This is a genomic window from Mumia spirodelae (assembly GCF_050632745.1).
In the GTDB taxonomy this organism is placed as follows: domain Bacteria; phylum Actinomycetota; class Actinomycetes; order Propionibacteriales; family Nocardioidaceae; genus Mumia.
Genome location: NZ_JBODSD010000002.1, coordinates 92,633 through 109,686 on the forward strand (window position 1 = coordinate 92,633; position 17,054 = coordinate 109,686).

Genomic DNA, 17,054 nt, shown 5'->3' on the forward strand with positions numbered 1-17,054 from the left:
TCCTTCGATGTCGGGGGAGTGGAGGGCGGTCACATCGGGCCCTCTCCGTGGAGCTGGTGGCGGGGTGGGGTGAGGCATCCGCAGTCGCAGCCGCATGACGCGAGGGCGATGCCCTGGTCTGTGTCCGGGCCGGGCGGGTCGACAGCATCGACGCCGTAGTCGTCGCTGAGCGCGATCCAGCCGCGCCAGCTGTAGACGGCCCACGCGGTCGTGGTCGCTCGCCTCGGGGCAGACCACCCGTGCGCGTCCGCGAGGATGGGGTGGTGCTCGACCCAGCCGTGGCAGCCGGTCGTCCCGGAGCCGCACAGGGCGAGGAGGTTTGACACGGCCGCGACCTTCGGGTCCCGGGTGCCGCCCATGCCGCGACCGATCCGATGCTGGATCGTCAGCTGCCCGCCCTTGCCGCAGCGGACACACCGGTGAGCGTCACGGTCGTACACGTCCTGCCGGACCGCGGTCGGGACGGCAGTCATGAAGCACCGCCGCTCTCGCGCGAGACGCGCCACGTCGGGTGGCAGCGACTCGTACGGGTCTCGCCGTCGAAGCGGACGCCGAGGTACTGGTCGGGGAACGAGGCGAGCGTCCCCGCGCGGCCGTCGACGACGAGACGGTCGCCGACCTTGTAGTCCACGGCGTAGCGGCTGCGCACGTACGCGGCGCTCACGACAGCACCCCCAGCACCTTCGCGGCGGCCTCGACCTGGTCCCAGGCGGTGCGGTCTCCGCCGTTGCGGTCGGGGTGAACGCGTCGTCGCGCGAGGTGGTACGCCGCCCTGGCCTCGTTGGTGTCGGCGCGCTCGTCGGCGCTGAGCTTGAAGCCGAGCGCCTTGTCGATCACGCGCCATGCCTCGTCGTGGGTCATGTGTGAGGCGGGCATCGCGGTCCCGGCGGGGAGCTGCTTCCAGCCGGTGTACTGCTCGCCGTGCTCGGACACGCCGTAGCGGTCGACGCGGCGGAGCGCTTCGAGCGACAGGGCGATCGCGCGGACGTTGTCCTGCCAGCTGTCGAAGCGGTCCGTGGCGTACGTCAGCGGCCCGTGCTTCGACGTGAACGCGACCCGCACCGCGGGCGAGGTCGGTCGGGCGTTGGCGTACAGGCCGCCGTCGATGCGGATCTGGGATTCGGTGACGTCGCACTCGACGACGAGGTCGCGGCCGTCGAGCATCTTGACCTCGCGCTCGAGGAGCTGCTGGGTCGACGTCCAGGTCGAGTCGAACGCCGAGCGGCGGTGCTTCCCGGTGAACGGGGTGCGGTCGCTGATGGGGCGGACGGTGTACCTCATTTGACGACCTCCACGCGGACGCTGACCGTCTCGACCACGACCGCCGTTCGTGCGGCCTCGTCGACCGCCGGCCGCAGGTAGTCGATGCCGTGGCCTGTGACCCGGGCCGCGCACTTCACCGCGTCGATGCGCTTGCGGTAGCCCTCCGACGAGACCGCGAGCACGTTCCCGTTCGCGGCGACGTAACGCCACCGCCAGTCAGGGACGTGGCCGAGCACTTTGCCCCGGCTGTCGAACCTCAGGCGGTCGTAGCCGCGGTAGAACACGAGACGGTCCAAGCGCGCGATCATCGGCTCGCCTCCCGCTCGATGCGGTCGGAGGACTCGTGTGGCACGGGAAGGCCGAGCTTCGCGGCGAGCTGGCGGCGGGCCTCGGCGTGCCCCTGCCAGCGCCAGTAGTCAGCCTGGTCGCCGTCACCCCTCGTGTTGCGAAGCGCCTGGACGTACTCGGGCCGCTGGTTGATGTGGTCGACCACCGGATCGAGCGCGTCGCGCTTCACCGCGTCCACGGTCGGCTGCTCGGAGAACAGGGCGAGGACGGTGGTGGCCTCGGGCAGCCATGCCTCAACGCACGACCGCTGCAGCTCTTCGGTGTAGGTCTCGAACATCACGTCACGCTCAGCGAGCGCCCGCGCCACCGTCCCCACGTCGGGCAGGACGTGCGGTCCGTCGTCGAGAGCCGCGAGGATGGCGTGCGCGCACCGGTCCCGCGTGACGTCGACCTCCGCCGCGGCCCGCGCCCGCGCGACGGCAGCCTCGCTGCGTTCCAGGCGGTCCAGCAGCGCGAGGAGGATCTTCGGCCTTGCCGCGATGCTCGCTGCGGTTGTGTTCGGTGCAGCCTGCGCCTTCGCGCGCAGATCGGCGAAGTCGATGTCCGTCATCGGTCGGCCTCCGGATCCCAGAGGACGGTGAGCGGCAGTCCGAGGTCACTCCACTTGATGGGCGAGGACATGCCAAACACGAAGCCGGAGGCGTCGTCGTAGCGGCAGGCGATGGTGCCGCCGGCGCTGCGGACGACGGTCTCGCGGGGGAGCGCCGCACGTTCGGCGGGCGTCTCGATCAGCCTGGGAAGGGCGAGCCGGATCAGCGCGTGAGCGTGTCCGTTCAGCAGGGACGTGACCGCGCCGTCGACGTGGTCCATGAGGTGCTTCGCATCCTCGACCCACTGCTGGTCGGTCCAGCCGTTGCGGTCGACCATCATCGATTCGTGCGCCTGGTCCATCTGGCGGCGGATCGCCTCGGCCATCTCGTTCATCGCTTGCACCCCCGCGGCTTCGCGAAGCGGTGCGACTCCCCGAACGACGACGCCGAGGAGTCACCGACGAGGATGTAGTGGCCGGGCCGCGACTCGGCGTACCACTGGATCTCGGCGCCCGGCTTGAACCGCTTCTTCCGGAACTGCTTGAGGCTGTACTCGTGCTGCGCGTTCATGCCGCGGGTGCCGATGAACCGTACGCCTGGGGCGACGAACTCGACGGTCACCCGGCCCCGCGGGCGGCGGCACGTCGGCTCGACGTAGCGGACGAGCGGGAGCGCGGCCGGCTTCGCCTCCGGAGGGTCGACCGGGTCGACGGGGGTGAGGACGAGCGCGCCGCCGGCGAGCGCCTGGCACGACCCGTTGAGGGGCATCACGCCGGTGCCGAGGGCGGCGCCGAGCTCGGTCGCCTGGTCGTATGACACCAGCGACCAGCCGGAGTCGGTGCGGTAGCAGACGGGCTGCTCGGGAGCGTCGGCTCGGGCAGCGCCGCCGACACCGACGACCAGCGCGGCGGCAGTGAGGACGGTGGTGAGTCGGTTCATCGGGCTGCTCCTGTGAGGGCGTGGGTGAGGTCGGAGGTGACGTTCTCGAGCTGGGACGCTCGGAGGCACACGCCGGGGTCGGTGGTCGAGATCGCGCGGAGGTCGACCGCGCGCTGGCGGTACGACTCGGCCAGGGTCCGGACGCGTCCGAGAGCGATCTCCTGCTGGCGGTGCTCGGAGATGAGTGCCTGGAGGAGCTGCCGCTCGCGGGGGGCGAGCATCGGCACGGCGTCCGTCACCGCGCGGGTCAGGCGGGCGTACCGGCCGGGCTTCATCGCGGCCACCGCCAGCCCCGCCCGAGGAAGTACTCGCCGACCGTGCAGGCGCGCTGTGACGCGAGGACCGCGAACACGACGCGGCCGATCACGTTGCCACCGCCTTGCAGACGGTGTGCTGGCACCACCGCAGCGGGCCGTCGTGCTCGTCGTCGTGTGCACGGCGGATGACGTCGATGAGCGAGTCGGTGGTCGGGTGGCCTTCGCCGACGTACACCCAGCCCGCTTCCTCGAGCTCGGAGGCGTCGACGTCCACGTCGACGTAGTCGATGTTGACCGTCGTGCTGAACCGGGGCGGTCGCTTCTCCGCAGCGAGCGCGCTCACGACAGCCAGCCCGCCACGACCACCGCGAGCAACACCGCCGTGCCGACGGCCACCGCAGCGACCCACGACCACGTCGCGACGTTCACCCAGTCGATGCGCGGCCGGGGCGGCACGGTCATGGCCATCACCGGGGCGAGTCGCGAGGGGTGTCCCTCACGGTCGACCGGCATGCCGACGGCCTCGGCGACTGCCTCGAGCTGCAGGTCGCGGCCTTCGCAGATCGCGCACCAGGTCGTACGGCCGTCGCAGCGGCAGGTTGCCCAGTCGGCGTGCCGCAGCGCCGGTGTGCCGTCGGCGAGGAAACCGGATGGGTGGACGTGCGTCATCGGGTGACCTCCGTGTCGATGCGGTCGGCGCCGGCGTGCCTGGCGTAGACGCACACGTCCTCGCCGGTGATGTGCGCGATCGCCTGCGCGGTAGCGGCCGCGAGCGACTCGAGGTAGTCGACGGCGGCGCGGCGATCGCGGATCCGGTCGCGCACCAGACCGCGGTCGATCGGGAAGGCGATCCCGACCTCGGGCGACAGGTCGAGACGACCGACGACCTTGTGAGCGGGGTTCGCGGTGTACTGGGCGCGCTCCGCCCGAGACGGGTAGAGCTCGATGACGGCGGCCTGCATCACGCCACCTGCCCATCGATCGCGCCGGTGGTCGCCGGGGTGAGCTCGTGGCCCCGCGAGATGTCGTCGCGGATCGCGACGACCGCGTCAAACGCCTCGTGAGCCGTTGTCAGGGCACGCTCGGCGTCGGCGACCCGGCGTGCGGCGGCCATCTGCACGTCGACCAGATGCGCCGACACCTCGTCCGGTCGGGCTGCGAACAGCGACAGGCTCGCCCCAGCCTTGAAGACCTTCACCGTTGGCGTCGGCTGATAACCCGACTCGACCTCGAGCGCCGTGAAGGCAGCGTCGGTGCCGTTGTTCATGACGTCGCGGACGATCCCGAAGATCAGCTTCGTGCCGCCGTACGCGTCGTCGACGCGCTTGTAGACGTCGCCCGGCTTCAGCTCGGTGATCGTGACGACCTTCGCCGACGCCTGGATGAGCGTGGTTGTGTCCATGGGTGTCGTACCCTTCTGGTAGTGGTTGCGGCCGCGGCGTGCGTGAAGGTGTGCCGCGGTCGTGCTGCGTCTGGTGCTCGGCGGGTGCGCGGTCCTGTTTCGGCAGCGCGCACCCGCCGGGTCCGAGGTGCTACTTCTGACGTGCCTGACCGAGCGGCTCCGCGTCCTTGAAGCGGGGGAGCGGCTGGTCGTAGACGAGGGCGTTGATGCCTTGGCCGGTCGTGTACTCGATGTACGCGCCAGAGGTGGCGTCGAAGCCGTAGAAGACGGCGCAGTTCGAGCCGGAGGAGTACGTTCCGTCGACCGACGGCGCGGGCGCCTGCACCTTCTCCGACGAGCCGTCACCAGGACGGTCGACCCACGTGTACGGGGGGATCAGGCTGGTGCAGTACGACACCGGCAGGCCCGTGAGCACGTAGTAGCCGATGGTGTCGCCGGCGGCGTTGAGCAGGTAGACGTACGACAGCTTCGATGGGTCGTCCCACGTCTTGATCCAGCGGTTCTTCGTCTCCCGTGTGGGGGAGTAGCCCATGCTCGCGGCGGGCTGCTTCGACGTGAGCGTCGAGTACGTGTGCTGGCGGGCCGTGTCCTCCTTCTGTGTGGCGCTCGTCGTGGTGTCGCACGCGGAGAGCGTGAGCGCGACGGCGATCGCGGCGAAGAGGATCGTGAGCGGGCGGGTCAGGCGGTGCATGAGGTCTCCTTGGCGTTGATGTCGAGCTGGTAGGGGAGGTCGGAGGAGAGAAACTGGCCGGAGGTGTAGGTCTTCGCGGCGTCGGTGTTGTAGCGGCGGATCGCCTGGGCCCGGACCGCGCGGGACGCGGTGACGTTCGCGGCGATCTGCTGCTTGCGCTCGGGGCTGGCGGTCGCCATCTCCTCAAGCTGCACGCGGATGGAATCCTCGGTCGCCTGGACGGACGCGCAGCGGTCGAAGAACGAGTCGTACGCGGCGATCCGGTACGCACCGTTGGCCTCGACGAGGTTCCGCTTCGAGGTCTCGCCTCGGAAGCCGGCGGACTGCTGGGAGAACCAGCCGAACCCGTAGACCCCGACCACGAGGGCGAGGGCGATGGCGGCCAGGCCGCCGAGGATGGCGCCGACCACGGCGCCGGTGGAGCGAAGCATGGAGTGCTCCTGCGGTGGGTGATGGATGGGTGGGTCTGACCTCGCCCCGCCGGGGGAAACGGGGCGAGGAGATCTCAGGGCGAGGGGTCGCCGTTCTCCTGCGGCGTGATCCCGCCGCTCGGTACGGTTCGGCGATGGAACTGCGACACGCGCTGGACGAGATCGAGGAACGGGCCAGGGAGCATGCGCTCCACTGGAAGGAGTCGGACGCGCTTCTCCAGAGCGGAACGCCGACGGCCCCCGTCGAGCACGCGATCGCGAACGTGTACCAGCAGGCGCTGAACGCTCAGGCCGACGCGATCGCCGCGATGCAGCTCTCGGTCAAGATCGGCCGCGCACTGCTCGGCCTGGCCGACGACGTCGAAGAACTCGAGCTGCGACTGCCCGAGTAGCCACCGCTTCGGCCGGTGGCGGGCGAGCTGCTCGATGTACGGGCTCGTCATGACGCCTCCCCGTCGATGACGGCGAGTCCCTGACCTCCGATGAGCTCCCGCAGGCGCTCGAGGCCCTTCGGGGTCACGCGGACCTGCGGGTCGGCCTGCTTGCGCTCGCCGGTGTGCTCGTCGAAGTAGCCCGAGGTGACGCGCTCGACGAGGAGGCCGGCGTTGACGGCGGTCTGCTTCGCCTGCCAGCGTCCGCCGCGGCGGAAGATCCATCCGTGGTCGTCGAGCCAGGCGTAGAGCTTCCGGGGCCCGGTCTCGATGCCGCCGCGGGCGAGGACCTTCGCCGCGTCGGAGACGGTGAAGTCCCCATCGGCCGCCGCGAGTCCGTTCCACGCCGCGGCCGGGGCCTCGAGCGCCTTCGCTCGCTCCTGGGCCGCGGCAATGCGGTCCTGGAGTCCGGCGATCACCTGCGCCGTCATCTCCTCGAACGAGATGCCGACCGGTGCGCCGTACGATCCCGTACGGCGAATCGCCGGGATGACGTCGTGGGTGACCCAATCCTGGAACGCGAGCGCTTCAGGCTTACGGCTCTGGAAGATCACCGCGTACAGCCCGGACTCGCTCACGATCCGCGCGGTCTGGGTCCGGCCCATCGAGTCGATGACCTCAGCAGTACTTAGGTCATCGACCCTGAGCCGGCCCGCGACCATCGTGGGGTTGGTCAGGTCGAGCACGCTGCACACGTCGGCGAGCACGAACCAGGGATCGCCGTCACGGACCACAACGCGTACCTGGTGCTCGTCGTAGCGGAAGAGGTCGAGGGCGGTCATGCCGACCGCCTCCGCTGGCGCGCGCTCAACCGCTCAGCACGAGGCTGAGCTGCGGGGGCATTGCCGGCGAGGAACTGCTCGAGGGCGGCCTCGGTGATTCGCCACCGGTTCCCGAGCTTCACCGCGCGCAGCGCGCCGGACTCGCATTGCCGGCGAACGTAGTCTTCGGTCATGGCGAGCCGCTCGGCGACCTGGGACGTGGTGAGGACGTTGATCATGCGGCGCTCCGAGTTGCCTCGTCCTCGGCGATGCGCATGAACTCGAAGATCGAGAGGCCGAACGCAGTGGCGATCAGGTCGAGCTCGGCGACGTCGAACGCCTTGCGGCCGGTCATCCGCGCCGAGAGCGTGTTCTCCGACATGCTGATCTGATTCGCGAGCCAGGACTGGCTGAGGCCGCGGCGCGCCAGCTCGACCGTTACCGCTTTTGCGGTAGCCACCTTCGGACTGATGGCTGGGGGTGGAGTGGGGGGCATGAGTACTTTCTACCGGATATGCGGTAACGAATGCAAGCGATTTGGAGTGGTGAACCGCAAAAGCGGTAGAGTGCCACCATGGTGAGAAGGAGCGAGATGCGTGAAACATCCCCGGCAACGCGCCAGATTTCCGCCGCTCTGAGGAGCAGACGCGAGGAGCTTGGGCTCAGCCAGACAGCGGTTGCGACCTTCATCGGTCGCGGCCAGACCTACGTGTCCGACCGCGACCGGGGGCTCGAGGCGTGGGACCTGGACGATCTCACGAAGTTGGCGTCGCTCTACAAGCTCGGCTCGTTCTGGCGCCTCATGGAATTTGCGGGACGTCAGGATGTGGTTGCTGACGAGGCGATCGACCCAGACGAGCACTGATCGCTCCTAGGAGGGAACACGCGACTTCCTCCCGCTGCTCGGCGTCGAGCGAGCGCTCGATGAACGCCATGCGCACTGACGGGACGTACAGCGATCGCCGGCCCAGGTCGTCTACCTCGCGGACTTGCACACCCAGCATCTCGACCGGCTGGAACGCCTTCATTCCTATCTACCCCCTGGCACTACCCCTGGTCCCTCTCGACCACCCAGCGCGGTCCCCCGAGGTGATTGAAACCGTATCGACCGGCACTGACGGGGCTATGTGAATCACGCAACCTCGTGATCATTCTGTGACCAGGGGTGTAGTACACCCTCGGCGCGTCGGAAGGTGAAGTGTCGTCCGGCATGGCAGGCAGGGGGACTCCGATTCGCGCGTTCAGGATCCCTGACGACCTGTTCGAGTCCGCGCGGGAGATCGCTGACAGACGTGGTGAGTCTCTGTCTGACGTGGTCCGGGACCTGCTTGAGCGCTGGGTGGCCGAGCACGTGAACGACGAGCGTCGGCTCTAAGCCTCGATCGCGCTGAGCGAGACCCCGGCCAGAGCTGCCTCCGCTGCATCCGCCGCCGCACGCTGAAGGTCTGGGAGCAGGTGCCCGTACCTGTCGATGGTGGTGGTGATGCTCTCGTGACCGAGCCGCGCCTGGATCACCGGGAGGCTGACGCCCTGTGCGATCAGCCATGCCACGTGCGTGTGGCGGAGGTCGTGGATCCGTGGTTGAGGATCGAGTCCTGCGCGCTCGACAGCCGGCTTCCAGTCGTCGTAGAACGTCCGGTGACGCAGCGGGCCTCCGCGGGGGGCGAGGAACAGCCGGTCGGACTTCGACCGGCCAGACACCAGGGGAGCGAGGGCCGCAACGACCTGCGGGGGAAGGGTGATAGTCCGCCGTGAGCGGCGAGTCTTGGTCGGGCCCACGTCGCGGGCCGCCTTCGACCCGTCCCACTTGGCGGCCTTCGTGATCCGCACGGTCCGCTTCGCCAAGTCGACGTCGGCGACCTCGAGGGCCTCAGCCTCACCCCACCGCATTCCCGTGCCAGCGAGGGTCAGCACGAGCGGTTGGTAGTGCGCGGGAACCTCACCGAGGAGGCGGTCGAACTCACCGTGGTCGAGGAACCGCATCTCGACCACGGTGTGCTCGGTGCGGCGGGGGAGGCGCACACCCTTGCATGGGCTGCCAGCGATCAGCTTGTCGACGACAGCGCCGTTCATCATCGAGGCCAGCAGACCGTGATGGTTCCGGATCGTCTTGTCCGACCAATCGGGGTCGAGCTTGGCGATCGCGAGCTGGATCGTCTCGCGGCTGATCGCGTCGAGCGGGTAGGAGCCGAGGAGGGGGCTCCACACCTTCCGGTACATCCGCGCGTAGGTGCGGCGGGTGCCGTCCGTGACACCCGTGAGGGCCGCGAGGTAGCGGTCAGCCCACTGGTCGAGCGTTGGCGTGGCGGGGTCAGCCGTCTCCCGCAGCCAGTACGCGAGGGCACGCTCGGCGCCGAGCGTGTTGACCAGCGCGGCGAACTCCTCCGCGGTCGACTCGGCGTAGAAGGTCTCGGACCGCTGCTTCCCGCCGATGCGGAAGCGGACCCGCCAGGATTCGGTGCCGGACGCTTCGTGGACGCGGTGCTCGGGGCTCGCCATGAACGCAGAATAGCCCCGACCTGAGTCCTGAGTGTGTCCTCAGGAGCCGGATCGGGGCTACTTCCCTGGTCAAACTATGTGTCCGAGGGGGGACTTGAACCCCCATGCCCTAATACGGGCACTAGCACCTCAAGCTAGCGCGTCTACCTATTCCGCCACCCGGACTGGGTCTCGGTGAGCCTCCGCGTCGTGCCGACCGCGTCGTTCACCGTGCGTCAGAACTTTAGCAAACCCCCGGTGGTGAACTCCAAACCGGGGGGCGCCCATTCGTCGTCCGGCCCGCTGGCCAGGCAGGATGGGGGAATGACCGCCGCAGACACGCCCACGACCCTGCCCGTCGACCCTGCCGCGGAGGTCGTCGAGATCTGCCGGAGCCTCATCCGGATCGACACCACCAACACGGGCGACGACAGCGGTCCGGGGGAGCGCAAGGCGGCTGAGTACGTCGCCGGGCTCCTCTCCGAGGTGGGCCTCGAGCCGGAGATCGTCGAGGTCACCCCCGGGCGTACGAATGTGATCGCCCGGTGGGAGGGCGCGGACACCTCGCTCCCGCCGCTGCTCGTCCACGGTCACCTCGACGTCGTGCCTGCCCAGGCCGCGGACTGGTCGTACGACCCGTTCGCGGGCGAGATCGTGGACGGCTACCTGTACGGCCGGGGTGCGGTCGACATGAAGGACTTCGACGCGATGGTGCTCTCGGTCGTCCGCGCCCGGCGACGGGCGGGCCTCGCACCGCAGCGCACGATCGTGCTGGCGTTCACGGCGGACGAGGAGGCGGGCTCGATCCACGGCGCGCACAAGATCGTCGATCACCACGCCGACCTCGTGGCCGACTGCACGGAGGCGATCGGCGAGGTCGGCGGGTTCTCGACGCACATCGGCGGCCAGCGGCTCTACCTCCTGGAGTCGGGGGAGAAGGGGCTCGCCTGGATGCGGCTGACCGCCCAGGGCACGGCCGGTCACGGATCGATGGTGCGCGACAACAACGCGGTCACGGCGATCGGCCGCGCCGTGGCGGCGATCGGCGACCACGACTGGCCGTACGAGCCGGGGCCGTCGATGCAGGCGCTCCTCGCGAAGGTGCGCGAGCTGACGGCCGCCCCGCAGGCGTCGGTCGAGCAACTGCTCGCGGAGTTCGGTCCGGCTGCGCGGATGATCCGCGCGGGCATGCGCAACATCAGCAACCCGACCATGCTCGACGCCGGCTACAAGGTCAACGTCATCCCGGGCGAGGCCTCGGCCCACGTGGACGGGCGGTTCCTGCCGGGCCAGGAGTCGTCGTTCCTCGCCGAGGTCCGGGCGCTGGCCGGGGACGCGGTCACCATCGACCCGGTGACGCTCCAGCCGGCCCTGGAGTACCCGTTCAGCGGCGACCTCGTCGACGCGATGACGGTGGCCCTGCACGCGGAGGACCCGGAGGCGCACATCGCCCCGTTCCTGATGTCCGGCGGCACCGACGCGAAGGCGTGGGACCGGCTCGGGATCCGGTCGTACGGGTTCACGCCGCTCCGACTGCCGGCGGACCTCGACTTCACCGCGCTCTTCCACGGCGTCGACGAGCGGGTGCCGACGGACGCGCTGGAGTTCGGCGCGCGGGTGTTCGACCGGCTGCTGGACCTGGCCTAGTGCGGCGTCAGCGTGCTGCGGACGCGGATGATGCGCCGCCGCAGCGTCACCCGGCGACGACCGTCCGGGAAGAGCCGCAGACGGTCGAGCTCCCAGCCATGATGCTCGGCCGCGTCGACGAGCAGGCGGCGCACCGCCTGGCGTGACTCCGTGCGCGGCAGCCAGAACCGCTGGAACTCGTACTCCGCCACACCGCCTCCGTCTACACCGTCTCGATCGACACGTCCTCGAGCGCCTCGGTGATCTCCACAGGGAGCGTGACCTGCTCCACCGAGAGCGCTGCCTTCAATTGTGCCGCTGTCCGGGGGCCGATGAGTGCACTCGCCACACCTGGGCGGTCCCGGACCCAGGCGAGAGCGACCTCGAGAGGTGTCAGCTGAAGCCCTTCGGCAGCCCGGCAGACGGCCTCGACGACCTGCCGCGACGGGGCGTCCAGGTACGGCTCGACGAACCCGGCGAGGTGGTCGGACGCGGCGCGGGAGTCCGACGGGATCCCGTACCGGTACTTGCCGGTGAGCACCCCGCGTCCGAGCGACGACCAGGCAAGCAGCCCGACGCCCAGCGTCTCGGCCGCCGGCACGACCTCCCGCTCGACCTGGCGCGCGAGCAGGGAGTACTCGACCTCGGTGGCCACGATCGGCGCGGCGGACGGGAGCAGGGCCTGGCGGGTGTGGGCGTACGCGGTCTGCCAGCCGGTGTAGTTGGCGATCCCGGCGTAGCGCGTACGGCCCGTGGCGACGGCGTGGTCCAGGGCGGACAGCGTCTCGTCCACCGGCACACGAGGGTCCCATCCCTGCACCAGCCAGAGGTCCAGGTGGTCCGTGCCCAGCCGGGCGAGGGAGGTGTCGAGCGTGGACAGCATCGCGCTCCGCGACGTCCCCGCACGCCCTGACGGACCGCTGGTGCCCGCCTTGGAGACCAGCACGACGTCGTCGCGGCGCACGTCGGCGAGAAGCCTGCCGATCAGCGCCTCGCTGGCCCCCGCGCCGTACGACGCTGCCGTGTCGAGCAGCGTCCCGCCGGCCTCGAGGAACAGGCGGAAGAGGTCGGCCGCCTCGTGCTCGTCGGTGTCACGCCCCCAGGAGGCGGTGCCCAGGCCGAGCCGCGACACGGCCAGCCCGCTGCGACCGACGAAGCGTTCGTGCATGTCTCTCCTCGCGTGGCGGCCCGTCCGGGGCCCTGTCGGAAGGCTAGTCGAGGCGGGGGCACCTGTGCCGCTAGGCTCGCCCTCGCATCGCTGTGCACGTCGATGAAGGAGCAGAGCATGAAGCTGGGGATCAACGTCGGGTACGTCGCCGGACCGGACGTGGCGGAGCGGGTGGAGACGGCGGTCTACGCCGAGTCCCTCGGGTTCTCGTCCGCCTGGGCGGCAGAGGCGTACGGCTCCGACGTTCCCACGCTGCTGTCGTGGATCGGCGCTCGCACGACGACGCTCGAGCTCGGCACGGCCATCCTGCAGATCCCCGGCCGGACGCCCGCGATGACGGCGATGACGGCCGCCACGCTGGACCGCCTGTCGGAGGGACGGGTGCGTCTCGGCCTCGGTGTGTCCGGACCGCAGGTGTCGGAGGGCTGGCACGGCGTCAAGTTCGACAAGCCGCTGGCCCGCACCCGCGAGTACGTCGAGATCGTCCGCACGATCCTCGCCCGCGAGGAGCCGCTGAACTACGCGGGCGAGCACTTCACGCTCCCGCTGCCCGACGGCCCGGGCAAGCCGCTCAAGATCATGCTTCACCCCTACCGCCCCGACATCCCGATCTACCTGGCGGCGGTCGGCCCCAAGAACCTCGAGCTCGCCGGCGAGATCGCCGACGGCTGGCTCGCGATCTTCTTCAACCCCGAGCAGGCCGCGGTGTCCACGGACCACATCCGCGCGGGCCGGGAGAAGGCCGGCAAGACCCTGGACGGGTTCGACATCGTGCCGACGGTCCCCGTGGTGGTCGGCGACGACCTCGAGAAGTGTGCCGACATGGTGCGTGCCTACACCGCCCTGTACGTCGGAGGCATGGGCAGCCGCCAGCAGAACTTCTACAACGCCCTGGCACGTCGGATGGGCTTCGAGGACGCCGCCCAGAAGATCCAGGACCTCTACCTGGACAAGAAGCAGGCCGAGGCCGCGGCCGCGGTGCCGTTCGAGCTGGTCGACCAGACCGCCCTCATCGGTCCGAAGGAGCGCATCGCCGAGCGCCTCCACGCGTACGCCGGTGCCGGCGTGACCACGCTGGCGATCTCGACCTTCGGCAGCACCCACGACGAGCGCGCGCACGTCCTGCGTACCGTCTCCGACGCTCTCGACGCCTCGGGTCTCGGCTCTTGAGCGACCTGCTTCAAGCCCTCGTCCTCGGCCTGATCCAGGGCCTCACCGAGTTTCTCCCGATCTCCTCGTCCGGCCACCTCGCGATCTTCCCCAAGTTCTTCGGCTGGGAGGATCCGGGCGCGGCGTTCACGGCCGTGATCCAGATCGGGACCGAGCTCGCCGTCATCATCTACTTCTGGCGCGACATCTGGAACATCGCCGGCGGCTGGCTGCGCGGCCTCTTCGACCGCAACGCGCGGACGACGCTCGAGTGGCGCATGGGCTGGTTCGTCATCATCGGCTCGCTGCCGATCGTGATCCTCGGCGTCGCGCTGAAGGACGTCATCGAGAGCGACTTCCGCAACCTCTGGGTCATCGCGACGATGCTCGTCGTGATGGGTGTCGTCCTCGGGATCTGCGACCGGCTCGGGCGCCTGGACCGGACGATCGAGGACCTCAACGCGAAGCACGCCGTGCTCTTCGGCCTCGCCCAGGCGATGGCTCTGATCCCGGGCGTCTCGCGCTCGGGCGCGACGATCAGCATGGGCCGGGCACTCGGGTACGACCGTGCCGCCGCCACCCGCTACGCGTTCCTGCTGGCGATCCCGGCGGTCGTCGGGGCGGGGCTCTTCCAGCTGCCCGAGATCCCGGGGGGCGACAACGCGTACGGCGTCGGTCCGACGATCCTCGCGACGGTCGTGTCGTTCGTGGTGGGCATCTCCGTCATCCACTGGCTGCTCGGCTACGTCAGCAAGCACTCGTACACGCCGTTCGTGATCTACCGGATCGGGCTCGGCTCGCTGGTCCTGATCCTGCTCGCGACCGGGACGATCGCGGCCGGCACGACCGTCGGTTAGTCACGACCGCTGGCTGGTCCTGACGCACAGAAAACCGTGCGATAACGCCAGGATCCGTTCGAATTCGGCCATTGCTGACATCTCGCGTGCCCTCACGCGCCCACGACTGACAACGTCCCTCTCGTCTCGTCCGACAACGCAACGAGGGGAATCTCTGTGAAGAAATGGATCGTGAGCGTGCTCGCCGTCGCCGGGCTCATGGTGGGCCTGATGTCCGCCGCCAGCCCGGCGTCCGCGAGCCCGTCCTGTACCAAGAATCTGCTCACCACGACCCGCAGCGGCTGGATCGTCGCTGTCCCGGCTGCCAGCAGCAGCACGCCGCTGCACTGTCACCTCCAGCAGGGCTACGTCGGTGCCGCCGTCCGGACCCTGCAGAACTCGATCGCGTGGTGCTACCGCGGCTACAACGAGACCGTTCTGAAGATCACGGTCGACGGCAACTTCGGGCCGAAGACCAAGGCGGCCCTCAAGCGGGTCCAGCAGATCGAGGGAGTCACCGCCGACGGTGTCTACGGTCCTCAGACTCGCGACGCGATGAAGCACCGGCAGGTCGCCTGGGAGGGCGATCAGGACCCCAACGTCTGCCGCGAGCTGAGCTGGTGACGACGTGGGAGGTCCCAGCCGCACCAGCTCCCGAGGTCGGGCCCGCATCCACCGGATCGCCGGTCTGCTCGCTGCCGTTGCGCTCGCGTGCGTCGCAGCGGGCGCCTCGCCGGCCGCAGCGGACTCCTTCAGGGGCTGCGCCTACCCGCGGGTGTGCTTCTACCTGTCCGCGAGCGACTGGCAGGCCAGCAGGCCCACTGCGGCCTATCAGGACGTCACCAGCTCGTACCAGAACCTCGGCTCTCGCAGCCGAGGTGCGGACTGGATGACCAACACCCGGAACGATGACCGGGTCTGGGTGCGCTACGTCGTCAACGCGACGGGCGCGGTGGTGTACGAGTGCATCCCGCCCAACACGTCGTTGTACGTCCCGAGCGCCTTCACCCTGACCGGCGTGAAGATCGAGTGGGCGTCGGCCTGTCCGTGACCCTGGGTCGGTCGTCGGCACCCAGGCTCTGGGTGCCGACGACCTTGACCAGCTGCAGCAGCTCCGCGGCACGCGACCCGGGCTCGGCCGAGTAGACGATCACCGTCTGGTCGGTCTCGGCGATCTCGAGCGCGTCGCAGTCCAGGGTGAGCCTGCCGACCGTCGGGTGCTCGATCGTCTTCTGATGGCTGCGCCACACCTGAGACGGGGCGTCGAGCCACAGGCGCTCGAACTCCGGGCTCCGCGCCCGCAGCTCCTCGACGAGCCGTCGCAGGTCGGGGTCGTCGGGGTATTTCGCGGCCGCCGCGCGCAACGAGGTCACGGACTGGGCGGCGGTGACCGCGGCCTCGTCCGGCGACACCGACACGCGGCTCGGCGCTCCGAGGAACCGCTGACGGACGATGTTGCGCTGCTGGGGCGTGAGCGCCGAGAAGTCTCCCAGGAGCGCCGCCGCCAGCGGGTTCCACGCGAGGACGTCGCCTTTGGCGCTGAGCACGATCGCCGGCTGGTCCTCGAGCCGGTCGAGCAGGCGCAGGATGCTGGACCGGACCAGCATCGGGACGTGGCCTTCTCGGGGCGAGGCCGTGTCGGCCAGGTCGAACATCTCCCTGCGCTCGTCGTCGCTCATCCGCAGGGCGCGTGCGAGCGCGGCCAGGACGGACGCTGACGGGTGGGCTCCGCGGCCCTGCTCGATCCGGGTCACGTAGTCGACGCTGATGCCGGCCAGCATCGCGACCTCCTCGCGGCGCAGCCCCGCCACGCGGCGGCGTGGTCCCGCAGGGATACCGACGTCGGCCGGCGCGACGCGGCTGCGGGCACGGACGAGGAGGCGTCCCAGCTCTCGGCGATCCACACCGCCACGATGGCACGCGCGGACGGTGCCGACCATGCCGGAGCCGGGTACGGCCGGTACCAGGACGAACCGGTCCTGGAGCGGGTCGGCGCGAGGGCCGAGAGTCGAGACATGACGACAACCACGAAGACGACGGCCCTGGTCACCGGGGCGAACAAGGGGATCGGCCTCGAGACGGTACGCCGGCTGGCGGGGCTGGGATGGACGGTCTGGCTCGGCTCGCGAGACGCCGAGCTCGGGACGAAGGTGGCCGACACGCTCCGGCACGACGGGCTCGACGTCCGGCCGGTCACCCTCGACGTGAGCTCCGACGACTCCGTCGGCTCGGCGTCGGCGACGGTCGAGGCCGCCGCCACTGGGCTCGACGTGCTCGTCAACAACGCCGGGATCACGGGAAGGCGGGTCGGTCCGGCGGACACCGTGCCCGCGGACTTCCTCCCCGTCTTCGGCGTCAACCTCCTCGGCCCCGTCCGCGTCACCCAGGCGTTCCTGCCGCTGCTGAGCGCCTCAGAGCACCCGCGCGTCGTGAACGTCTCCAGCGGCATGGGCTCGTTCGGCGTCACCCAGGACCCGAGCCGGTTCGAGTCGACGCTGGTCAGCCTCGTCTACCCGTCCTCCAAGGCGGCGCTCGACATGGTCACCACCATGTACGCGAAGGCGCTGCCGGACTTCCGTGTCAATGCGGCCGACCCGGGCTACACCGCCACCGACCTCAACGACCACCGCGGGACGCAGACCGTCGCGGAGGGCGCGGAGGCGAGCGTCCGCGCCGCGACCGTGCCGCCGGACGGGCCGACGGGTGCCTTCTTCGGGCGTGAGGGGTTCCTGCCGTGGTGAGCG

Annotated in this window: 29 protein-coding genes and 1 tRNA gene; 8 read left to right on the top strand and 22 right to left on the bottom strand. The window is 69.9% G+C overall.

The features are described from left to right. Positions 1 to 29 precede the first annotated feature (29 nt). The 14 genes from ACQSSQ_RS09910 to ACQSSQ_RS09975 form a co-directional block, all read right to left on the bottom strand. The gene (locus ACQSSQ_RS09910; protein WP_431326910.1) at positions 30 to 473 is read right to left on the bottom strand and encodes an HNH endonuclease; all 444 of its coding nucleotides are present in this window, start codon (positions 471 to 473) and stop codon (positions 30 to 32) included. Further along, positions 470 to 664 carry a hypothetical protein gene (locus tag ACQSSQ_RS09915; RefSeq protein ID WP_431326911.1) on the bottom strand — a complete coding sequence of 65 codons (195 nt, stop codon included), beginning with the start codon at positions 662 to 664 and terminating at the stop codon, positions 470 to 472. Before ACQSSQ_RS09915 ends, ACQSSQ_RS09910 begins: the two co-directional genes overlap by 4 nt. Further along, on the bottom strand, positions 661 to 1,281 hold the full coding sequence (locus tag ACQSSQ_RS09920; protein ID WP_431326912.1) for a hypothetical protein: 621 nt from the start codon (positions 1,279 to 1,281) through the stop codon (positions 661 to 663). Before ACQSSQ_RS09920 ends, ACQSSQ_RS09915 begins: the two co-directional genes overlap by 4 nt. Continuing rightward, a complete protein-coding gene (locus ACQSSQ_RS09925) occupies positions 1,278 to 1,571 on the bottom strand; it encodes a DUF1508 domain-containing protein (RefSeq protein WP_431326913.1) in 294 nt (97 codons plus the stop codon). Before ACQSSQ_RS09925 ends, ACQSSQ_RS09920 begins: the two co-directional genes overlap by 4 nt. Beyond that, positions 1,568 to 2,161, bottom strand: a complete 594-nt coding sequence (locus tag ACQSSQ_RS09930; protein WP_431326914.1) for a hypothetical protein — start codon at positions 2,159 to 2,161, stop codon at positions 1,568 to 1,570. The genes ACQSSQ_RS09925 and ACQSSQ_RS09930 overlap by 4 nt, the downstream gene beginning before the upstream one ends. Further along, positions 2,158 to 2,535 carry a hypothetical protein gene (locus ACQSSQ_RS09935; protein ID WP_431326915.1) on the bottom strand — a complete coding sequence of 126 codons (378 nt, stop codon included), beginning with the start codon at positions 2,533 to 2,535 and terminating at the stop codon, positions 2,158 to 2,160. The genes ACQSSQ_RS09930 and ACQSSQ_RS09935 overlap by 4 nt, the downstream gene beginning before the upstream one ends. Next, positions 2,532 to 3,080: a hypothetical protein gene (locus tag ACQSSQ_RS09940; RefSeq protein WP_431326916.1), complete on the bottom strand. Its 549-nt coding sequence runs from the start codon at positions 3,078 to 3,080 to the stop codon at positions 2,532 to 2,534. Before ACQSSQ_RS09940 ends, ACQSSQ_RS09935 begins: the two co-directional genes overlap by 4 nt. Further along, positions 3,077 to 3,364, bottom strand: coding sequence for a hypothetical protein (locus tag ACQSSQ_RS09945; RefSeq protein ID WP_431326917.1), 288 nt, complete (start codon positions 3,362 to 3,364; stop codon positions 3,077 to 3,079). Before ACQSSQ_RS09945 ends, ACQSSQ_RS09940 begins: the two co-directional genes overlap by 4 nt. Positions 3,365 to 3,443: 79 nt before the next feature. Then, positions 3,444 to 3,680 (bottom strand): hypothetical protein, encoded by a 237-nt coding sequence (locus tag ACQSSQ_RS09950; protein ID WP_431326918.1) that lies wholly within the window; start codon positions 3,678 to 3,680, stop codon positions 3,444 to 3,446. After that, entirely contained in the window at positions 3,677 to 4,006 is a 330-nt protein-coding gene (locus ACQSSQ_RS09955; protein WP_431326919.1) for a hypothetical protein, read from the bottom strand. Before ACQSSQ_RS09955 ends, ACQSSQ_RS09950 begins: the two co-directional genes overlap by 4 nt. Next, positions 4,003 to 4,299 (bottom strand): hypothetical protein, encoded by a 297-nt coding sequence (locus ACQSSQ_RS09960; protein ID WP_431326920.1) that lies wholly within the window; start codon positions 4,297 to 4,299, stop codon positions 4,003 to 4,005. The genes ACQSSQ_RS09955 and ACQSSQ_RS09960 overlap by 4 nt, the downstream gene beginning before the upstream one ends. Continuing rightward, positions 4,299 to 4,739, bottom strand: a complete 441-nt coding sequence (locus ACQSSQ_RS09965) for a hypothetical protein (protein ID WP_431326921.1) — start codon at positions 4,737 to 4,739, stop codon at positions 4,299 to 4,301. Before ACQSSQ_RS09965 ends, ACQSSQ_RS09960 begins: the two co-directional genes overlap by 1 nt. A 130-nt stretch (positions 4,740 to 4,869) precedes the next feature. Then, positions 4,870 to 5,430: a hypothetical protein gene (locus ACQSSQ_RS09970; RefSeq protein ID WP_431326922.1), complete on the bottom strand. Its 561-nt coding sequence runs from the start codon at positions 5,428 to 5,430 to the stop codon at positions 4,870 to 4,872. After that, a complete protein-coding gene (locus tag ACQSSQ_RS09975; protein ID WP_431326923.1) occupies positions 5,418 to 5,861 on the bottom strand; it encodes a hypothetical protein in 444 nt (147 codons plus the stop codon). Before ACQSSQ_RS09975 ends, ACQSSQ_RS09970 begins: the two co-directional genes overlap by 13 nt. Before the next feature lie 134 nt (positions 5,862 to 5,995). Here ACQSSQ_RS09975 and ACQSSQ_RS09980 point away from each other — a divergent pair, with 134 nt between their 5' ends. Further along, positions 5,996 to 6,253, top strand: a complete 258-nt coding sequence (locus ACQSSQ_RS09980; RefSeq protein WP_431326924.1) for a hypothetical protein — start codon at positions 5,996 to 5,998, stop codon at positions 6,251 to 6,253. Between the two features lie 47 nt (positions 6,254 to 6,300). Here ACQSSQ_RS09980 and ACQSSQ_RS09985 read toward each other — a convergent pair whose 3' ends face one another. From ACQSSQ_RS09985 to ACQSSQ_RS09995, 3 genes are read right to left on the bottom strand one after another with little or no spacing between them, the layout of a single operon-like run. Beyond that, complete coding sequence (locus ACQSSQ_RS09985; protein ID WP_431326925.1) at positions 6,301 to 7,074, bottom strand: BRO-N domain-containing protein; 774 nt, start codon at positions 7,072 to 7,074, stop codon at positions 6,301 to 6,303. After that, positions 7,071 to 7,292, bottom strand: a complete 222-nt coding sequence (locus tag ACQSSQ_RS09990; RefSeq protein ID WP_431326926.1) for a helix-turn-helix domain-containing protein — start codon at positions 7,290 to 7,292, stop codon at positions 7,071 to 7,073. The genes ACQSSQ_RS09985 and ACQSSQ_RS09990 overlap by 4 nt, the downstream gene beginning before the upstream one ends. Beyond that, the gene (locus tag ACQSSQ_RS09995) at positions 7,289 to 7,549 is read right to left on the bottom strand and encodes a helix-turn-helix domain-containing protein (protein WP_431326927.1); all 261 of its coding nucleotides are present in this window, start codon (positions 7,547 to 7,549) and stop codon (positions 7,289 to 7,291) included. Before ACQSSQ_RS09995 ends, ACQSSQ_RS09990 begins: the two co-directional genes overlap by 4 nt. Positions 7,550 to 7,645: 96 nt before the next feature. On the opposite strand from ACQSSQ_RS09995, the gene ACQSSQ_RS10000 reads away from it, so the two are divergent. Further along, a complete protein-coding gene (locus ACQSSQ_RS10000) occupies positions 7,646 to 7,918 on the top strand; it encodes a helix-turn-helix domain-containing protein (RefSeq protein WP_431326928.1) in 273 nt (90 codons plus the stop codon). Between the two features lie 506 nt (positions 7,919 to 8,424). Here the strand turns inward: ACQSSQ_RS10000 and ACQSSQ_RS10010 are convergent. After that, on the bottom strand, positions 8,425 to 9,552 hold the full coding sequence (locus tag ACQSSQ_RS10010; protein ID WP_431326930.1) for a tyrosine-type recombinase/integrase: 1,128 nt from the start codon (positions 9,550 to 9,552) through the stop codon (positions 8,425 to 8,427). Positions 9,553 to 9,631: 79 nt separating this feature from the next. After that, positions 9,632 to 9,717: transfer RNA gene (locus tag ACQSSQ_RS10015), tRNA-Leu, on the bottom strand. A gap of 138 nt (positions 9,718 to 9,855) precedes the next feature. Between ACQSSQ_RS10015 and ACQSSQ_RS10020 the strand changes: the two genes are divergently transcribed. Further along, a complete protein-coding gene (locus ACQSSQ_RS10020) occupies positions 9,856 to 11,178 on the top strand; it encodes a M20/M25/M40 family metallo-hydrolase (RefSeq protein ID WP_431326931.1) in 1,323 nt (440 codons plus the stop codon). On the opposite strand, the gene ACQSSQ_RS10025 is transcribed toward ACQSSQ_RS10020, so the two are convergent. Further along, a complete protein-coding gene (locus tag ACQSSQ_RS10025; protein WP_431326932.1) occupies positions 11,175 to 11,369 on the bottom strand; it encodes a DUF5703 family protein in 195 nt (64 codons plus the stop codon). The genes ACQSSQ_RS10020 and ACQSSQ_RS10025 overlap by 4 nt on opposite strands. A gap of 11 nt (positions 11,370 to 11,380) precedes the next feature. After that, positions 11,381 to 12,325 carry an aldo/keto reductase gene (locus tag ACQSSQ_RS10030; protein WP_431326933.1) on the bottom strand — a complete coding sequence of 315 codons (945 nt, stop codon included), beginning with the start codon at positions 12,323 to 12,325 and terminating at the stop codon, positions 11,381 to 11,383. A 117-nt stretch (positions 12,326 to 12,442) separates the two neighbouring features. Here ACQSSQ_RS10030 and ACQSSQ_RS10035 point away from each other — a divergent pair, with 117 nt between their 5' ends. From ACQSSQ_RS10035 to ACQSSQ_RS10050, 4 genes are all read left to right on the top strand, one after another. After that, positions 12,443 to 13,495 (top strand): LLM class F420-dependent oxidoreductase, encoded by a 1,053-nt coding sequence (locus ACQSSQ_RS10035; protein ID WP_431326934.1) that lies wholly within the window; start codon positions 12,443 to 12,445, stop codon positions 13,493 to 13,495. Next, complete coding sequence (locus tag ACQSSQ_RS10040; protein ID WP_431326935.1) at positions 13,492 to 14,331, top strand: undecaprenyl-diphosphate phosphatase; 840 nt, start codon at positions 13,492 to 13,494, stop codon at positions 14,329 to 14,331. Before ACQSSQ_RS10035 ends, ACQSSQ_RS10040 begins: the two co-directional genes overlap by 4 nt. Before the next feature lie 171 nt (positions 14,332 to 14,502). After that, positions 14,503 to 14,934 (top strand): peptidoglycan-binding domain-containing protein, encoded by a 432-nt coding sequence (locus ACQSSQ_RS10045; RefSeq protein WP_431326936.1) that lies wholly within the window; start codon positions 14,503 to 14,505, stop codon positions 14,932 to 14,934. A gap of 4 nt (positions 14,935 to 14,938) precedes the next feature. Continuing rightward, the gene (locus ACQSSQ_RS10050) at positions 14,939 to 15,361 is read left to right on the top strand and encodes a hypothetical protein (protein WP_431326937.1); all 423 of its coding nucleotides are present in this window, start codon (positions 14,939 to 14,941) and stop codon (positions 15,359 to 15,361) included. On the opposite strand, the gene ACQSSQ_RS10055 is transcribed toward ACQSSQ_RS10050, so the two are convergent. Then, positions 15,315 to 16,214 carry a helix-turn-helix transcriptional regulator gene (locus ACQSSQ_RS10055; RefSeq protein WP_431326938.1) on the bottom strand — a complete coding sequence of 300 codons (900 nt, stop codon included), beginning with the start codon at positions 16,212 to 16,214 and terminating at the stop codon, positions 15,315 to 15,317. The genes ACQSSQ_RS10050 and ACQSSQ_RS10055 overlap by 47 nt on opposite strands. Positions 16,215 to 16,325: 111 nt before the next feature. On the opposite strand from ACQSSQ_RS10055, the gene ACQSSQ_RS10060 reads away from it, so the two are divergent. Then, entirely contained in the window at positions 16,326 to 17,051 is a 726-nt protein-coding gene (locus ACQSSQ_RS10060; protein WP_431326939.1) for an SDR family NAD(P)-dependent oxidoreductase, read from the top strand. Positions 17,052 to 17,054: the final 3 nt, after the last annotated feature.

What these genes read in the sequence shown, in the direction of transcription:
- ACQSSQ_RS09940 (WP_431326916.1), bottom strand. Translation starts at nt 3,080, where the DNA reads ATGAACCGACTCACCACCGTCCTCACTGCCGCCGCGCTGGTCGTCGGT.
- ACQSSQ_RS10000 (WP_431326928.1), top strand. Translation starts at nt 7,646, where the DNA reads ATGCGTGAAACATCCCCGGCAACGCGCCAGATTTCCGCCGCTCTGAGG.
- ACQSSQ_RS09935 (WP_431326915.1), bottom strand. Translation starts at nt 2,535, where the DNA reads ATGAACGAGATGGCCGAGGCGATCCGCCGCCAGATGGACCAGGCGCAC.
- ACQSSQ_RS10035 (WP_431326934.1), top strand. Translation starts at nt 12,443, where the DNA reads ATGAAGCTGGGGATCAACGTCGGGTACGTCGCCGGACCGGACGTGGCG.
- ACQSSQ_RS10060 (WP_431326939.1), top strand. Translation starts at nt 16,326, where the DNA reads ATGACGACAACCACGAAGACGACGGCCCTGGTCACCGGGGCGAACAAG.
- ACQSSQ_RS09965 (WP_431326921.1), bottom strand. Translation starts at nt 4,739, where the DNA reads ATGGACACAACCACGCTCATCCAGGCGTCGGCGAAGGTCGTCACGATC.
- ACQSSQ_RS09985 (WP_431326925.1), bottom strand. Translation starts at nt 7,074, where the DNA reads ATGACCGCCCTCGACCTCTTCCGCTACGACGAGCACCAGGTACGCGTT.
- ACQSSQ_RS09910 (WP_431326910.1), bottom strand. Translation starts at nt 473, where the DNA reads ATGACTGCCGTCCCGACCGCGGTCCGGCAGGACGTGTACGACCGTGAC.
- ACQSSQ_RS09955 (WP_431326919.1), bottom strand. Translation starts at nt 4,006, where the DNA reads ATGACGCACGTCCACCCATCCGGTTTCCTCGCCGACGGCACACCGGCG.
- ACQSSQ_RS09995 (WP_431326927.1), bottom strand. Translation starts at nt 7,549, where the DNA reads ATGCCCCCCACTCCACCCCCAGCCATCAGTCCGAAGGTGGCTACCGCA.
- ACQSSQ_RS09975 (WP_431326923.1), bottom strand. Translation starts at nt 5,861, where the DNA reads ATGCTTCGCTCCACCGGCGCCGTGGTCGGCGCCATCCTCGGCGGCCTG.
- ACQSSQ_RS09925 (WP_431326913.1), bottom strand. Translation starts at nt 1,571, where the DNA reads ATGATCGCGCGCTTGGACCGTCTCGTGTTCTACCGCGGCTACGACCGC.
- ACQSSQ_RS09930 (WP_431326914.1), bottom strand. Translation starts at nt 2,161, where the DNA reads ATGACGGACATCGACTTCGCCGATCTGCGCGCGAAGGCGCAGGCTGCA.
- ACQSSQ_RS09920 (WP_431326912.1), bottom strand. Translation starts at nt 1,281, where the DNA reads ATGAGGTACACCGTCCGCCCCATCAGCGACCGCACCCCGTTCACCGGG.
- ACQSSQ_RS09980 (WP_431326924.1), top strand. Translation starts at nt 5,996, where the DNA reads ATGGAACTGCGACACGCGCTGGACGAGATCGAGGAACGGGCCAGGGAG.
- ACQSSQ_RS09970 (WP_431326922.1), bottom strand. Translation starts at nt 5,430, where the DNA reads ATGCACCGCCTGACCCGCCCGCTCACGATCCTCTTCGCCGCGATCGCC.
- ACQSSQ_RS10010 (WP_431326930.1), bottom strand. Translation starts at nt 9,552, where the DNA reads ATGGCGAGCCCCGAGCACCGCGTCCACGAAGCGTCCGGCACCGAATCC.
- ACQSSQ_RS10020 (WP_431326931.1), top strand. Translation starts at nt 9,856, where the DNA reads ATGACCGCCGCAGACACGCCCACGACCCTGCCCGTCGACCCTGCCGCG.
- ACQSSQ_RS09960 (WP_431326920.1), bottom strand. Translation starts at nt 4,299, where the DNA reads ATGCAGGCCGCCGTCATCGAGCTCTACCCGTCTCGGGCGGAGCGCGCC.
- ACQSSQ_RS10030 (WP_431326933.1), bottom strand. Translation starts at nt 12,325, where the DNA reads ATGCACGAACGCTTCGTCGGTCGCAGCGGGCTGGCCGTGTCGCGGCTC.
- ACQSSQ_RS09990 (WP_431326926.1), bottom strand. Translation starts at nt 7,292, where the DNA reads ATGATCAACGTCCTCACCACGTCCCAGGTCGCCGAGCGGCTCGCCATG.